This window comes from Rufibacter sp. LB8 (assembly GCF_014876185.1).
In the GTDB taxonomy this organism is placed as follows: domain Bacteria; phylum Bacteroidota; class Bacteroidia; order Cytophagales; family Hymenobacteraceae; genus Nibribacter.
The window spans coordinates 2,605,166-2,621,523 of the sequence record NZ_JADALJ010000001.1 but is presented as its reverse complement, the minus strand read 5'-3'; the positions used below and the strand labels follow the sequence as shown (position 1 = coordinate 2,621,523).

Below are 16,358 nucleotides of genomic sequence, written 5' to 3'. Positions count from 1 at the left end.
TTCGGGCTCATTTCCAGAAACGAGGCTAAAAACGCAGAGTCCTCACAGGTTTTCAAAACCTGTGAGGACTCTTTCTGTGGCTGTTTTCGGCTCCGTTTCCAGAAATGAAGCCAAAAACGGGTTTGCCCCTAGCGTACATGACTAGCATTTTTGGGTAGAATGCCTATATTGAGGTAGCCAAGCGTATAGTCAGACCAACGTTATATGAACAGAGAAGAAGCCATTGCCATCCTTGATGCCCTGGCGGCCGGCTGCTCGCCCTTCACCGGCGAAGTGCTGGAAGGCCATCCCATCTTACAGGAACGCAGCGTAATCAGAGCCTTGCAAACAGCCTTGGTGTCTTTGTCGGCGCAACCCGGCACCACCAGGCAAAGCACTTCCCAGACGGAAAGCCTCCCTACTGCCCTGTCAATTGAAGAGTTGGACAACGCCATTAGGGTTCTGCAGGAAAACGGTTTTAGCACCTCGTTTGGCAGGCTTACCAAATTCTTGTTAGGAAGTCGGCATTTTGAGGGAACAGCGGTAACACGAAGCCCGCTGTACGGCGTTTACAAAGGCCAGTTCAGGTACAATTCTCTGAAGCCCCTGGTGTTGCAGGCGCTCCAGGACAACCCAGACCTGAATACGTTTGCGGCTAGTAAAAAGCCACCCGCTCAGGAAAAACCCTGGGACTCTGTAGCCTATTTCACCGGGCCAAAATTCTGCAAGCTATCGGTCAAAGCCTTGGGTCAGTTAAAAGAGAAACTGGAGGCATTGGGCATTCAGAAACCCACCGCCACGCTGCCCGACAACCAACAGCCGGCCCGCTTGTCCTACCCCAGAGCCTATGAACCCTGGTCTGCCCAGGAAACCGAGTTTCTGGCCAAAGCGCTTTTTTACACCAATGATTTGAAAGTACTTTCTTCCTGCTTTCTGCGCACAGAAAGCTCGCTCAGCGCCATGGGCAAGAAACTGATCTTTGAAGGAAAAGCAGAAATCAACCCAGACACGTAAGCGTAAAATCTTGTAAATTTCTTTTCCTGTAAGTGGGCCTGTTTTCGGCTTCATTTTCAGAAATGAAGCTAAAAACGCAATGGGTGCCTTCTGAAAAAGCTTCTGAGTTCTTCGCCTTGCCTTACTACACTTACACCAACTCAGGCACCGCCGCCTCTTGGTAGGCCGGAAGCGTGAAGGAAAAGGTGCTGCCTTGACCCAGGGTACTTTCCAGGGTGAGGGTGCCGCCGTTGAGCTGCACAAAGTCTCGGCAGAAAAGCAGGCCCAGGCCACTGCCTTTCTCGTTGGCGGTGCCTCTGGTGCTCAGGGGGGCGCCCTGGAACAGTTTTTCCTGGTCTGCTGGGCTCATGCCCTTCCCGAAATCCTGCACAGACATGGTGATAAGGCCTTCTTCTTCATGGCCAGTGACCAAGACGGAGCCGTTGCTATGGGAGAATTTAATGGCGTTGGCCACCAGGTTGCGCAGCACAAAATGAACCATCTCCTGGTCTGCCCAGGCCACTACGTCAGGTGAAATTTCCTGTGACAGACTAATGCCTTTCACGGTAGCCAGGGGTTGGAGCAGCTCCAGGTTGCGGTGGGCCAGCTCTTGGAGGCGCACCGGCACGGGTTGGGTGGTGGAGCCTCCTAGCTGGCTTTTGGCCCAGGCCAGCAGATTGTCCAGCAGGTTGGTGGTGTGGCTGATTTCAGAGTCGAAGAGCGGCAACAGTTTTAGAGTTTCCTGTTCTGTCAATTTGTGCTCGGCCAACAATTGCACAAAAGCCCGCAGGGAGCCCACCGGCCCGCGCAAATCATGGGAGATGATGGAGAACAGTTTGTCTTTGAGGTGGTTAAGTTTCTCCAGTTCCTCTTTTTGCCGGGTAAGTACATGGGCTTGCGTTTTCAAGTCTTCACGGTTCTGCTCTACCTCACGGTTGGTTTTAGAGAGGAGTTTCAAGGCCTCTTGCAGGCGCACGCGGCTGCGGTAGAAAAAGAAAATAGCCAAGGCAGCGGCCACCAGCAAGGCCAGAATTAGGGTTTGCACCAGGTTTTTACGCTCCAGTTGTTCGGCTTTCAGTTTCTGTTCGGCCCGGAGCTTGATGTTTTCCTTCTCTTTTTTCTCGGTCTCAAATTTCACCTGTTCCTCGGCAATGCGGGTTTGCATGTTTTCTGCTGAAATACTGTCTGCGTATTGTCTGGTGAGGCTGAGATATTGGTGCGCTTTTTTGTAATCGGCGGTGGCCAGGTAAATTTCGTTGAGTGTTTCTACGGCGTTGAGCAGCGTGACTTTGGAGTTGAACTGGTGCGCCAAGGCCAGGCCGGCCTCCCCGTATTGCACGGCGTCCTGTTTTCGGCCCATCTTGGCGTACACTTCACCAAGGCCGCTGAGCGCATGAATCTGGTTCTGCAGGTCGCCGGTTTTCTCGGTAATGGCCAGGCTGCGCCGGTAATAGGCAATGGCTTTCTGGTAATTGGCTTTGCGGGAGTACAGCAGCGCCAGGTTGCCCAGGCTCACGGTAAGGCCCATCTTGTCACCGGCGTCCTCCTTTATTTTCATGGCTTTTTCATAATAGCCAATGGCTTTGTCGTTCTGGTGAAGGCGCTCTGCAATGTTGCCCAGGTTGTTGTACACCCGACTGGTGCGCACTTTGTCGCCTAGCCGCAGCGCGATGGCCAAGCCCTTGTGGTAGGCAGCTGCGCCGGCGGGATAGTTCTGCTGGAGCACATTGATGTTGCCCACGTTGTTGTAGCTGTCAATAATGCCCACGGAGTCATTGATGCGTTCCCGTATTTTGAGGGCCTTGTAGTTGAGCGAGGTGGCCAAAGGATAATTGCCCAACAAAAAATTGCCGTAGGAAACCAGGTGGAGCGCCCGCGCCTCTGTATAGCTGACTTTGCCGCGCCGGGCCACTGCCAGGGCTTGCTGACCCGCTTCTATGGCTTTTGCTGGCGCGGAGCTCATGTAGATTTTACTGATGTCACACAACAACTCTGCCTTCAGCGAATCGTTTGACTGGGCGTTTGCCAGAGTCTGGAGACTGTCAATCTTGGGGTTCTGGGCCATGGTTGGCAAAGCAACCAACAGCAGCGGGAGAAAACGGCAGAAACGGAGAAAAGCCATGGCAATCTGGTGGTTAAAAGCGGCAAGCCAACGGCTTGACCATCTGGTTTTTATTATAGCCCGGGGGAAGAAGGCAACTACATAAGGCAATGGCGCAGCAGCTGGTATTCTGAAGAAGGCGATTACAATTAAGTTGAGGCGCCAACCTGCGCTGCAGAAGAAAGGAGGGGGACCTTTGCCAATTGCCTGGGTAAGGTAGCCAACTGCCAAAAGGTATGCAAGCAAAAAAGCCACCTACAAGTTTTATCTTGCAAGTGGCTTTCTGTTGCTCCCCCTCTTGGGCTCGAACCAAGGACCCCATGATTAACAGTCATGTGCTCTAACCGACTGAGCTAAGGAGGAGTTTACCGTTTCAGCGCCTAGACGTTGAATTAGTGATGCAAAAGTAAGGTGCCCGTGGAGATTTCGCAAGTGTTGCCGAAGAAAAATTTTGGGCTTCTGGGTAAGTTCCTGAAAATGAAAGGAGAAATTTCCTGTTTTCGGCTCCGTTTCTAGAAATGAGGCCGAAAACAGGAGACTTACGACCCCTCTGGATAGTCATAAAAACCTTTGCCGGTCTTGCGGCCATGGTGCCCGGCATCTACTTTCTGCTGCTGCCAACGGCTGGGCCTAAACTTGGGGTCTTGGTGGAAAGCTTCAAACATGGCACTGGTCACAGAATAGTTGGTATCCACGCCAATCAGGTCCATTAACTGGAACGGTCCCATCTTAAAGCCGCTGGCCTGCAACAATCGGTCAATGCTCTCGTGGCTGGCCACACCTTCTTCCAGCAGTTTCAGGCTTTCTACATAAAAATGGCGGGCCACGCGGTTCACTATGAAACCGGGCGCATCCTGGGCAATCACGGGTGTTTTGCCCAGTTTGATGGCCAGGTCTTTCATCAACTGCGTTACTTCAGGAGCGGTAGCCGCGCCCGAAATCACTTCCACCAATTTCATGATGGTGGCCGGGTTGAAGAAGTGCAGCCCTACTACGCGTTCGGGCCCTTGCACTTTGGCGGCAATGCGCGTGATGGGCAAAGACGAGGTGTTAGACGCCAAAATGGTGGTGGGTGGGTTCTGGTCGGCTATTTCGTTTAAGATGCTGTGCTTCACATCCAGGCGTTCCACCACGGCTTCAATCACCACCTCGGCGCGCAGTTGCAGCACATCTTGCGTGAAGGTGATTCTGGAAAAAACGGCTTCCTGTTCCACGGCGGTCATTTTCCCTTTCTCCACCAGCTTGGCTAACGACTGCTGCGTGGCCACGCGCGCTTTCTCCAGCACCGTGCCGTTGATATCATACAACAACGTGGCAAACCCCGACTGCGCACATAACTGCGCAATGCCTTGGCCCATGGTACCCGCCCCAATCACGGCAATGGTCTGTATGTCTTGTAAGGTCATGGTTTCTTTGATTTGGAGATTAGGCAATGTGAAGATGTGGAAATGGATTTCTTTAAAACGTTTTCGGCCTCATTTCCAGAAATGAGGCCGAAAACGGAAATTCTATCATGCGTTTAGTTTGATCCGAAAGTGAGGAAACCAGCCATTTCCAAATCTCCGCATTTTCAAATCTTCAAATTAAAATTTACACTGCCTCAAACTGACGAAGGAAACGGGCGTCATTCTCGGTGAACAAGCGCAAGTCTTTGATCTGATACTTCAGCATAGTGATGCGCTCAATGCCCATGCCAAACGCGAAGCCCGAGAACTCTTTGGAGTCAATGCCGCAGTTTTCCAGTACTTGCGGGTCTACCATGCCGCTGCCGCCAATCTCTACCCAGCCGCTGCCTTTACAGATGTTGCAACCAGTGCCTTTGCAGATGTGGCAGGTAATGTCAATTTCGGCGCTAGGCTCTGTGAACGGGAAGAACGACGGCCGGAACCTAATCTGCGTCTCTGGCCCGAACAGCTCCTTTACAAAATAGTAAAGTGTATCTTTTAAATCCTTGAAGCTCACGCCGCGGTCCACAAACAACCCTTCCACCTGATGGAACACGCAATGCGCGCGCGCCGAAATGGCTTCGTTCCGGAAAACTCTTCCTGGCGATAAGGTGCGGATGGGTGGTTTCTGGTGCTCCATCACGCGCACCTGTACAGAGCTGGTGTGCGTGCGCAGGAGCATGTCGGGGTTTTTGCTCAGGAAGAACGTGTCCTGCATGTCGCGGGCGGGGTGGTTCTCTGGGAAATTCAGCGCCGAGAAATTGTGCCAGTCATCTTCCATCTCTGGGCCTTCAGACACGTTAAAGCCAATGCGCTCAAAGATTCTGATGATTTCTTCGCGCACTTTAGACAGCGGGTGGCGCGTGCCCAAGGTGTTAGGCACCGGTGGCAGGGTGAAATCAAGGCCTTCCAGGGCGTTGGGCGTGGCGTTCTGGCTAAGGGCTTCCTGGGCGGCGTCTAGTTTCTGCTGCGCCAGCTGCTTGAGTTGGTTCAGTTCCTGGCCCACCTGCTTGCGCTGCTCGGGCACCACGGTTTTCATTTCGTCAAACAGCGCGGCAATCTGGCCCTTACGACTCACAAACGTATTCCGGAAGTTCTCCAGGTGTTCCTTGTTCTCTATGGCGTAGGCCTCTACCGCTTGGGTTAGCCTCTTGATGTTCTCAGCTAGCATGTCGCAAAGATAAAGAAGTAAAGGGGAATGCGGTACAGGAATTTACGGCGGGTAGACCACCCCCAGCCCCTCCTAGAACAGGAGGGGAGTTTTCTGGAATGTAGGGAGCAGAAGAGAGTTTTGCGTGGGAGACAAGGCGGTGCATGGTCTCTACACCTGCAAACCTGTTTTCAGCTTTATTTACAATCTAGAGCCTGAAAACGGGATTGGCGTAGACACTCGTAGGAGCTGCGCGCACTACGAGGTCTTTTGAGCAAGCGTTTGTCGGGACCTCGACCGTAGAGACAAGGCAGTGCCTTGTCTCTACAACCGGCACACGCATTGCTAGTTTCGCCACCATTTTCAATCCAGAGCCCGAAAACGTACTAGACCTCACAGGTTTTGGAAACCGGTGAGGTCTTACCTGGCAGACTGCGCTTGAACCCGCACCTTTTCCAGCCTTTCCATCGAGCGCCTCGCGGGTTGGCCTTGTATGGCTGATGCGATGAAACAAATATCAGCAATGGCCAAGACGGGCAGTGCGAGAGGGGAAGGCGGGGCCTCGCGGCCGTGAGCGCTCGGAGGTTGCCTATGGAAAGGGCCGTCTTGTAGAACTCAGGAGCAAGCGGGAGTTTGGAAGGAAGGCAAATGGCGTGCACAAAAGCTGAATGAACCGCAGTATAGGTTGTTTGCCCCTATGAACACCAACAACGGCGAAGGGAAATGCTTGAACAGTCCAAGAAAGAGTCTTCGTTAGATCCTTCGGTAGCTTCGCTCGCTCTTTTCGGCTCTCTCCTCAAGAATGCTCAGGATGACGTTTTTGCCTCCCGCCTGAGAAACAGGTGCTCAGGATGACCAATCATCGGCGAAGCCGAAACCCACCACCATTCACCTCCCAAAAACCACCACTCACCTACTTTTCAAGCCACTTAGCCTATTAGCCGTTGTGCTGCCAGACTGAATAGGGTAGCTTTGGAACATACTTCAAGAAATCATGGAACAGCAAGAGAAAATAGCAGAAGAAAAAATGGACCGCTGGAACCGGTCCAAGACCCGCAGTGGCCGCATAGGCGCCGGTCTTTTATTAGTGGCGGTGGGCGCCGTATGGATAGCAGACAAATCTGACATACTGTTCCTGCCGTCTTGGGTGTTCTCTTTCCCAATGTTCCTTATTCTGGTAGGCTTGTTCTCAGGCATCAAAAACTCTTTCCGGGACTTCGGTTGGCTGTTTCCGGTGGTGATTGGAATTGTGTTTCTGCTGGAAGACCTGCTGCCGGGTCTGACTCTCAAGCCGTATCTGTTGCCCGCGTTGCTGATTATCTTCGGGTTATGGGTTATTTTCAAGCCCAAGAGCACCTGTGAGAACCACTTCAAAAAGCAGCGCCACCTACAGAACTCGCAAGACCCGCGCTCCATTCAGTTCTCCCAAGAAGACTTCATCAACGGGTCGGCGGTGTTTGGCGGCATCAAGAAAAGCGTTATCACCAAAGAATTCAAGGGCGGCCAGATCTCCACCATTTTCGGCGGGGCCGAATTCAACCTCACCCACGCAGATTTTCAGGGCGAAGTAGTGCTGGACATAACCATTGTTTGCGGCGGTGTGAGTTTGAAAATTCCATCCGACTGGCGTGTGCGGTCAGAGATTTCGCCCATCTTTGGAGGTATTGAAGAAAAGCGCGGGGGAGGACAGACTATGATGACTTCAGAAAAGATACTGGTGCTCAGAGGCACGCTGCTGTTCGGGGGCATAGACATCAAAAGCTATTAAAGGAAACCGTTCCCGCACACCTACCAAACCCAACCTGCAGCCGCATGTCAACCCTTAAAATCATCTTTTTGTACCTGGCCTGGGCGGGCGTGTGGATGGCGGTGCAGGCGGTGGTGCTGTCTGAGTCTGGTTTTGGCCCCGCGCTCACGGTGCCAGATGCGGTGCTGACTAACCTGTTGGTGGTGGCCGGCGGTTACGCCATGTCATTGGCCATGCGCTATTACCATGCGGGGCTCAGGCAGGTGGTGTATCTGTTGGGCTGGGGTGTTGGTTTGGCGGGGTTGAGTCTGGTGTTGTTCACGCATGGCCTGGAGCAGGTGATAGAGGTGCCGGAAGCGTATGCGGCGTTCATTGAGAAGACCATGGGCGTGCGGCTGGCCTTCGCGTGGCTGATGATTCTGTTCATGGCCATGCAGAACTGGCTCTGGTACTACACCCGTGACAAGAAAGAAGCCGAAGACCGCAAAGCCGCTACTGAGAAACTGGCCCAGGAAGCCGAACTTTTCCACTTGCGCCAGCAGCTGCAGCCACATTTTTTGTTCAATAGTTTAAACTCCATCAGTGCGTTGGTGAAAACCCAGCCAGACCAGGCTAAGAGAATGGTGCAGCAGCTGTCAGACTTCCTGCGGGGAACCTTACGGCGCGAAGGCCAGCCTTTTGTGCCCCTCGCCGATGAACTGCAGCACCTGGAGATTTACCTGGAGATTGAGAAAGTGCGGTTCGGGCACCGGCTGCAGACCCAGGTAGATGCCCAGCCAGAAAGCCTGCCGCTCACCTTGCCGTACCTCTTGTTGCAACCACTGGTGGAGAACGCCATCAAATTCGGGTTGTATGACACCCTGGATGACATTGTGATCGCCATTACCGCCACCGTGCAAGACGCCATGCTGGTGATCACGGCCAGCAATCCGTTTGACGCCACCGTGCAGCAACCCAAACAGGGCACCGGCTTCGGGCTGGACTCTGTGCGCCGCCGCCTGTATTTATTATATGGAAGGAATGATTTGTTGATGACCCGTCAGGAAGAAAATACCTTTATCACCACCGTTAAAATTCCGCAGCTGTTATGATCAAGTGTCTGGTAATTGATGATGAACCCTTGGCCCGCAGCATTGTCTGTGAGTACCTGCAAGCCTACCAGCACGTGCAGCTGGTGCAGGAGTGCGCCAACGGGTTTGAGGGCGTGAAAGCCATTCAGCAGCACCAGCCCGACCTGATTTTCCTGGATATACAGATGCCTAAGATCAACGGGTTTGAGATGCTGGAACTGGTGGAGCAGGTGCCGGGCGTGATTTTTACCACCGCCTTTGATGAATACGCCATCAAGGCCTTTGAGACCAACGCGGTAGATTATCTGCTCAAGCCCTTTACCCAGGAACGCTTTGACACGGCCATGCAGAAATGGACCCAAAAACAAACCCAGACCTCGGCGGTAACCGCCGTGAAAGCCCTGGAAGAAGTGACCGCCAAACAACCCGAGGAGCAGGTGCGCATAGTGGTCAAAGTGAACAATGACATCAGAATCATTCCCGTGCAAGACATTCTGTACCTGGAAGCCTATGATGACTATGTGAAAATCCATACTGGTTCCGGCTGTTTCCTGAAGAAGAAGACCATGGGTTATTATGAAAAGACGTTGGCTGCTGACCAGTTTGTGCGCGTGCACCGGTCCTTCATGCTGGCGCTTCCGCAGCTCACGCGCATTGAGCCGCTGGAGAAAGACAGCCATGTGGCCTTGCTTAAATCTGGGATGCGCATTCCGTTGAGCAGAGCTGGGTACACCAAGTTGAAAGCTGTGTTGGGGATTTAAAGATTTAGCAGACGAATTTCCGTTTTGGTGCTCATTTCTGAAAACGAAGCCGAAAACGGAAGAAAAAAAGTAACAGAAAATGCAGGTCGCCAAAAAATCGTCATTTAACTTGCGCCGCCAAAACAGTTCAGCACAAGAGAAGCAGCCTTCAGTCATTGGTTTTCCGGTTTGGTCAGAATTAACAAGAGGTGGGTCATTTTGGTCCTTAGCTTTCCGGTGAAAATTTAAGCAGACGCTCCCCCCATGCCTCCCTAAACACTCTCCCAAAATCTCATGGATTATTTTCTGATGGAAACTTTGGGAACATTAAAAGTTTCCATAGGTTTGCGCCGCATAAGAAAAGCCAATGGAGATACGAGATAGGATTTTGCAGGAAGCCTTGCGGCTGTTTTTCCAGAAAGGAGTGAAGGCGGTGTCTATGGATGACGTGGCCACGCACCTGGGAGTGTCTAAGAAAACCATCTATAAGTGGTTTGTAAACAAAGATGAACTGGTGTACGAGACCATGAAACCCTACATCAGCAACATGGAAGAGGGCTGCTGCCAGGCCATTGAAAAGTCTGAGAACGCCATGGAAGGCCTGTTCAGGATGGTGGAGATGGTGAAGGAGTTGATGCGGCAGGTACACCCCAGCATTTTCTTTGACCTGCAGAAATACCACCCCAGTTCCTGGCAACTCTGGGTGGCGCACCGAGACAAGTTCTTTCTGGCCCAGGTGAAGGAGAACATAATTAAGGGCAAAACTGAAGGCCTGTTCCGGCCAGACGTGGACGTGGAGATCATGGCCCGGCTACGGCTGGCAGAGGTAGAGCTGGCCTTCAACTCAGAGGTGTACCCCGCCACGCAGTTTGACCTGCAGCAGGTGCAGATCAGCCTGCTGGAGCATTTTATGTACGGCATTGCCACCGTGAAAGGGCACAAATTGATAAATACCTACAAACAGATCACCGAAGAAGAATAAGTACTATGAAAAAGTTGAATAAAGCGGTCGGCCTTGGGGTTGTCTGGCTTCTGTTTTTAACCCTGGCATCGGCTCCCGCCCAGGCACAGCAAGGGCAGTCGTTCACGTTGCAGCAGGCGGTGCAATATGCGCTGGCCCACAAAGCCGCCGTGCAGAATGCCAAGCTAGATGTAGAATCGGCCAAAGCCAGGGTAGGTGAAGTGCGGGCCATTGGCTTGCCGCAAGTAACCGGTGGCGTGGATTATAGCAACAACCTAGCAATTCAGCGGGTGTTTTTACCAGCGGCCTTCGTGGGTGACCCTACCCCGGGCGCCGTGATTGCTGCACCCTTCGGTACACGTCACTCTAACAGTCTAGCGTTGAACGGCAGTCAGTTGCTGTTTGACGGTTCTTACCTGCTGGGTTTGAAAGCCGCCAGCGTGTACACGCAACTGAGCGAGAAAAGCCTGCAGCAGACGGAGATCCAAACCGCAGATGCCGTAACGCGTGCCTATTACACCATTCTCATCACAGACGCCCGCGCCGGTCTGGTGTACCAAAACCTGGTTCGGTTAGATTCCATGCTCCGCGAAACCCGCATTTTAAACCAGAACGGGTTTGTGGAGAAAATTGACGTAGACCGCCTGGAAGTCACTAGAAACAACCTGCAGACCGAGCGCACCAAACTCAAGAACCTGCAGGAGTTGGGCTACAACCTGCTCAAGTTCCAGATGGGCATGCCGCAGGCGCAAGCCATCACGCTCACCGGTACCATACAAGAGGCCATTGTCATGGCAGAGGAGCAGAACCAGCAGATCAACTACGGCAACCGGGTGGAGTATTCCTTGCTGCAGGTCAACAAGCAACTGGCCACGCTGGACCTCAAAAACAAACGCGCCGGGTATTTGCCACGCTTGGTGCTGACCGGGCGCTACGGCGTGAACACCGCCAGTGATGACCTGGGCGACATCTTCACCCCAGATAATTACTTCCAGTTTGCCACGGTGGGGTTGGGTATACAGGTGCCGGTGTTTGACGGCTTCTCCAAGAAATACCAGATTCAGCAAAGCAGAATAGCCCTGCAGAAAATTGACGTGGGCGCCAAAGAACTGGAGAACACCATAGACCTGCAAGTGGCCCAGGCCAACACCAACCTGCGCAACGCCAAAGTGCAGATTGAAGCCCAGGAACGCAACCGCGCCCTGGCCCAGGAGGTAGTGCGCGTGGCTCAGATCAAATACCGCGAAGGCGTGGGTTCCAGCATTGAAGTCCTGAACGCCGAAACCTCCCTGAAAGAAGCCGAGACCAACTATTTCAGCGCTTTGTATGACCTCATCATCTCACAGGTAGACCTGCGGCTGGCCAACGGTTCGCTGCTCAATCAATAAGTACTTTCAGATTCAAAAAGATAATATCCAACCTACATGAAAAAGCACATCCTCGCTTCTTTTATAGCCATGACCCTGGTAGCGGCGTGCAGCCAACCAGCAGACAAAGAAACCCAATTAGCCGAACTCAAAAAGCAACAGGCCGAACTCAACACCCAGATTGCCACCCTGGAGAGTGATCTGAAAAAAGAAGGCAAAGGCGGAGCCACGCAGCAAGCCGCGGCCGTTCCGGTGTCTGTCATCACCGTGCAACCCGAAACCTTTCGGCATTACCTGGAGGTGCAGGGCAAGGTTGACTTTGACCAGAACGTGATGGTGAGCGCCAAGGTGCCGGGCGTGTTGACCAGCGTGCGCGTGGACCGCGGCGCCCGCGTGAGCAAAGGCCAGGTATTGGCCACCATAGACGCCAGCGTGCTGGATCAGCAGATTGCCGCCCTTCGGCCTAACTTAGATTTGGCGCGCACCGTGTACCAGAAACAGAAAAACCTCTGGGACCAGAAAATAGGCACCGAAATCCAGTTTCTGCAAGCCAAAAACAACGTGGAAAGCCTGGAACGCCAGATTGCCGCCATGCGCCAGACCAGAGCCCAGTACTCCATCACGGCCCCAATTTCTGGGGAAGTGGACGAAGTGATTCCGAACTCAGGTGAGGCGGTGAACCCGGGCGTGGGCATCATCAGGATTGTAAACGCCAGCAGCGGCAAGATTGTGGCCGAAGTTTCTGAGGCTTACGCCAGCAAAATCTCCAAAGGAGACGAAGCCCTGGTCTTGTTCCCGGACATCAACAAAGAGATTGCTACCACCGTGCGCGTGATAGGTTCTAACATCAACCCCAGCACGCGGGCCTTCACCGTGGAACTGAACGTGAAAGACTCTGAGAAAGGCAAAGTGAACCTAAGGCCTAACATGGTGGCGGTGGTGCGCATTCAGGATTACGCCAAAGAAAACGCGCTGGTGTTGCCGGTGAACCTGGTGCAGAAAGACGAGCAGGGCAATTTTGTGTACGTGGTGGAACAGAAGGGCAACCAGAAAGTGGCCGCCAAGCGCAACATCACGGTGGGCTCCTCCTACAACGGTAAAATGGAAATCCTGACCGGCCTCAACGCCAATGATGTGCTTATCTCGGCGGGCGTGCAGAACCTCAATGAAGGCCAACCCATTTCTTTCTAAATAGTGAAAGCGGCAGACTAACCTTTGATTTCCGTTTTCGGGCTCATTTCCAGAAATGAGCCCGAAAACGGAAAACCCACCGTTGCTCAACTTCTAACGAAAGGAGTTCTGCGCATCTGGCATCGGTTTACAAAAATCTAAAGGCAGCCTGTCTAAAAATATCCCAGAAAATGGAACAATCAGAACATAACATCAAGGATTTCAAGCCCACCAGTTGGTCTATTGACAACCGCACCAGTATTTACGTAATCACGTTCATTATTGCGCTGGCGGGCATCATGGCCTACTTAAAGCTGCAGAAAGAGAACTTCCCAGACATTGTGATCCCTACCATGATTGTGACCACGGTGTACCCCGGTACGTCTCCGTCTGACATGGAGAACCTGGTCACGCGGCCCATTGAGAAGCAGATCAAGTCATTGAGCGGAGTCAAGAAAGTGACCTCTACCTCCATGCAGGACTTTGCCATGATCAACGTGGAGTTTGACACCGACGTGGACGTGGAAGTGGGCAAGCAGCGCGTGAAAGACGCCGTGGACAAAGCCAAAACCGACCTGCCAACGGATCTTCCGCAGGCGCCCAACGTGCAGGAGGTGAGCTTCTCTGAGATGCCCATCATGTACGTGAACCTTTCGGGTAATTTCAGCGCTGAGCGTTTGAAGAAGTTTGCCGAAGATTTGCAGGACCGCTTTGAAGGCTTGCCCGAGATTAGCCGCGTGGACATTGTGGGCGCATTGGAGCAGGAAGTGCAGGTAAACGTGGACATGTACAAGATGCAGGCCGCCAAAATCACGTTTTCAGACATTCAGCGGGCCATTGGCTCAGAGAACTTAACCCTTTCCGGTGGCACCGTGCCCGTGGGCGACATGAAACGCGCCGTGCGCGTGGTGGGCCAGTACACTGACCCCACCGCCATTGGCGATATTGTGATCAAGTCGTTGACCGGCGGTAACATCTACCTCAGAGACATTGCCGAGGTGAAAGACACGTTTGAGGAACGCGAAAGCTTCGCCCGCCTGGACAATGAGCCCGTGATCACGCTTAACGTAGTGAAACGTAGCGGCCAGAACCTGATTGAGGCCTCGGACAAGATCAACGCCATCATCAAAGAAATGCAAGGCACCCAGTTGCCCACCGACCTGAAAGTGACGGTGACCGGTGACCAGTCTACTACCACTCGCCACACATTGAATGACCTGATCAACACCATCATCATCGGTTTCATATTAGTGACCTTGATTCTGATGTTCTTCATGGGTACCACCAACGCCTTGTTTGTGGGCTTAAGTGTGCCTATCTCCATGTTCCTGGCGTTCCTGTTCATGCCTATGCTGGGCGCTTTGTTCGGGTTTAGTTTTTCCTTGAACATGATCGTGCTGTTCGCATTCCTGCTGGCGCTGGGTATTGTGGTAGATGATGCCATTGTGGTGATTGAGAACACGCACCGCATTCTGCACCAAACGCACTGGAACATCTTTAAATCGGCGAAAGCTGCCGCCGGTGAGGTGTTCATCCCAGTATTGGCTGGTACCTTGACCACCGTGGCGCCGTTCACGCCACTGCTGTTCTGGCCGGGTATTATAGGCGAATTCATGTTCTATCTGCCCGTCACCTTGATCTTGACCTTGATGGCGTCTTTGATTGTGGCGTTTGTCATGAACCCGGTGTTTGCGGTGTCTTTCATGGACCGCGGAGAGGCCAAAGACCCCCGCAAAGAGCGGAAGACCTTCTTGCTTGCCATGGGTATTATGGGTGCGCTGGCCTTGATATTTTATGTTGCTGGCTCTATGGGCTTGGGCAATCTGGTGGTGGTGATCATGATCTTCGTGGCGCTGAACAAATACGTGTTCACGGGCTGGATCAATAAATTCCAGTCTAGCATTTTGCCGGCCTTCATGAACCGGTATGAACGTTTGCTGCGCTGGATGTTGGTGGGCTTGCGGCCTATCTGGGTGGTGTTGTTTGTGGTGGGGCTCTTGTTTGCGTCCTTCATTGTAACGGCCATCCGGTCGCCTAAAGTGGTGTTCTTCCCTGAGGGCGATCCTAATTTTGTGTACACGTACATTAGCATGCCAGTGGGTACAGACCAATCGGTGACAGATTCAGTAACTAAGTTGGTGGAGCGCCGCGTGCACAAAGTAATCGGTCCCAACAACCCCAACGTGGAGTCTGTGATTTCAAACGTGGCCATTGGTGCCGGTGACCCCACCGCGCCAAGTTTACAGGCCGAGTCTAACAAAGGCAAAGTAACGGTGGCGTTTGTGGAATACCAATACCGCGAGTCGGGCTTGAAGACCCAGACATACTTAGATGACATACGCGAAGCGGTGAAGGGAATTCCGGGCGCGGAGATCACCGTGGAGAAAGAGCAGAACGGTCCGCCGGTGGGCAAGCCCATTCTGGTGGAAGTAGCCGGCGAAGACTTTGAAGGCCTGATCCAACTCTCCAAACAAGTGGAACGCTACATTGACTCTGCCCAGATTGCCGGTATTGAAGACTTGCGCTCAGATTTGCAGGACCAGAACCCCGAGATCACCATAGAAATTGACCGCGTGCGCGCCAACCGCGAAGGCCTGAGCACCGCCCAGATTGGCATGGAAATCAGGACGGCCATTTTTGGGGCAGAGGCTTCCAAGTTCAAGAAAGACGAAGAAGAATACCCCATACAAGTGCGCTACGCCGAACTGTACCGCAAGAACATTGACCAGTTGCAGAACATGGTGCTCACTTTCAGAGACGCTAGTGGCGCGGTGCGGCAGGTGCCCATTTCGGCGGTAGCCAACGTGAAATACTCCACCACCTACGGCGGCATTAAGCGCAAAAACCTGAAGCGGGTAATCACGCTTTCCTCTAACGTGCTGGGCGGCTATAACAACAATGAAGTGGTGGCCAACATCCAGACTGCGCTCACCAGGTTCAAGGCGCCTGAGGGTTACGAGATCAGAATGGGCGGCGAGCAGGAAGATCAGCAGGAAACCATGGACTTTTTAGCAATGGCCGGTTTAGGTGCTATCGGGTTGATTTTCTTGATCTTAGTGGCGCAGTTCAACTCGGTTTCCAAGCCGTTGATAATTTTATCAGAAATTATCTTCTCGGTGATAGGGGTATTGCTTGGGTTCTCTGTCTTTAATATGGACATGTCAGTAGTGATGACCGGAATTGGGATCATTGCCCTGGCAGGAATTGTGGTGAAGAACGGCATTTTGCTGGTAGAATTCACAGATGTGCTGCGGGCCCAGGGCCTGGAACTGAAGGAAGCGATTGTGATGGCGGGCAAAACCCGACTGAACCCCGTGATCCTGACGGCCACCGCCGCTATCTTGGGCTTGATACCGCTGGCCATTGGGTTGAACATCAACTTCTTCACGCTCTTCTCCGAGTTTGACCCGCACTTCTTCTTGGGCGGCGAAAACGTGACGTTCTGGGGCCCCTTGGCCTGGACCATCATCTTCGGGTTGAGCTTTGCCACGTTCCTGACCTTGTTGGTAGTACCCATGATGTACCTGATCAATGAGAAAATCAAAGACAGGGTGTTGCCGAACCGGAAGAACCAGCCGAAGACGCAAGAGAATGACGAGGAGAAAGAGAACTGGACATTGGAATTTTAGTCTTAC

11 protein-coding genes and 1 tRNA gene are annotated in these 16,358 nt (G+C 52.9%); 8 read left to right on the top strand and 4 right to left on the bottom strand.

Annotation, left to right across the window (positions count from 1 at the left end):
- Positions 1-204: 204 nt before the first annotated feature.
- Positions 205-993, top strand: a complete 789-nt coding sequence (locus IMY23_RS11030; RefSeq protein WP_192822134.1) for a hypothetical protein — start codon at positions 205-207, stop codon at positions 991-993.
- Positions 994-1,123: 130 nt separating this feature from the next.
- On the opposite strand, the gene IMY23_RS11025 is transcribed toward IMY23_RS11030, so the two are convergent.
- The 4 genes from IMY23_RS11025 to pheS all read right to left on the bottom strand — a co-directional run bounded on the left by IMY23_RS11025 (position 1,124) and on the right by pheS (position 5,689).
- Positions 1,124-3,094 (bottom strand): tetratricopeptide repeat-containing sensor histidine kinase, encoded by a 1,971-nt coding sequence (locus tag IMY23_RS11025; protein ID WP_192822133.1) that lies wholly within the window; start codon positions 3,092-3,094, stop codon positions 1,124-1,126.
- Positions 3,095-3,362: 268 nt separating this feature from the next.
- Positions 3,363-3,436, bottom strand: a tRNA-Asn gene (locus IMY23_RS11020).
- 176 nt (positions 3,437-3,612) lie between these two features.
- A complete protein-coding gene (locus IMY23_RS11015) occupies positions 3,613-4,479 on the bottom strand; it encodes a 3-hydroxyacyl-CoA dehydrogenase NAD-binding domain-containing protein (RefSeq protein ID WP_192822132.1) in 867 nt (288 codons plus the stop codon).
- 184 nt (positions 4,480-4,663) lie between these two features.
- Positions 4,664-5,689 (bottom strand): phenylalanine--tRNA ligase subunit alpha, encoded by a 1,026-nt coding sequence (gene pheS / locus IMY23_RS11010; RefSeq protein WP_192822131.1) that lies wholly within the window; start codon positions 5,687-5,689, stop codon positions 4,664-4,666.
- Positions 5,690-6,662: 973 nt separating this feature from the next.
- Here pheS and IMY23_RS11005 point away from each other — a divergent pair.
- From IMY23_RS11005 to IMY23_RS10975, 7 genes are all read left to right on the top strand, one after another.
- Complete coding sequence (locus IMY23_RS11005; protein ID WP_192822130.1) at positions 6,663-7,436, top strand: LiaF domain-containing protein; 774 nt, start codon at positions 6,663-6,665, stop codon at positions 7,434-7,436.
- A gap of 44 nt (positions 7,437-7,480) precedes the next feature.
- Positions 7,481-8,506 (top strand): sensor histidine kinase, encoded by a 1,026-nt coding sequence (locus IMY23_RS11000; RefSeq protein ID WP_192822129.1) that lies wholly within the window; start codon positions 7,481-7,483, stop codon positions 8,504-8,506.
- Entirely contained in the window at positions 8,503-9,246 is a 744-nt protein-coding gene (locus IMY23_RS10995; protein ID WP_192822128.1) for a LytTR family DNA-binding domain-containing protein, read from the top strand. Before IMY23_RS11000 ends, IMY23_RS10995 begins: the two co-directional genes overlap by 4 nt.
- Before the next feature lie 346 nt (positions 9,247-9,592).
- Positions 9,593-10,207, top strand: a complete 615-nt coding sequence (locus IMY23_RS10990; protein ID WP_192822127.1) for a TetR/AcrR family transcriptional regulator — start codon at positions 9,593-9,595, stop codon at positions 10,205-10,207.
- Positions 10,208-10,212: 5 nt separating this feature from the next.
- Positions 10,213-11,574 (top strand): TolC family protein, encoded by a 1,362-nt coding sequence (locus tag IMY23_RS10985; RefSeq protein ID WP_192822126.1) that lies wholly within the window; start codon positions 10,213-10,215, stop codon positions 11,572-11,574.
- Between the two features lie 36 nt (positions 11,575-11,610).
- Complete coding sequence (locus tag IMY23_RS10980) at positions 11,611-12,744, top strand: efflux RND transporter periplasmic adaptor subunit (protein WP_192822125.1); 1,134 nt, start codon at positions 11,611-11,613, stop codon at positions 12,742-12,744.
- Between the two features lie 170 nt (positions 12,745-12,914).
- Positions 12,915-16,352: an efflux RND transporter permease subunit gene (locus IMY23_RS10975; protein ID WP_192822124.1), complete on the top strand. Its 3,438-nt coding sequence runs from the start codon at positions 12,915-12,917 to the stop codon at positions 16,350-16,352.
- Positions 16,353-16,358: the final 6 nt, after the last annotated feature.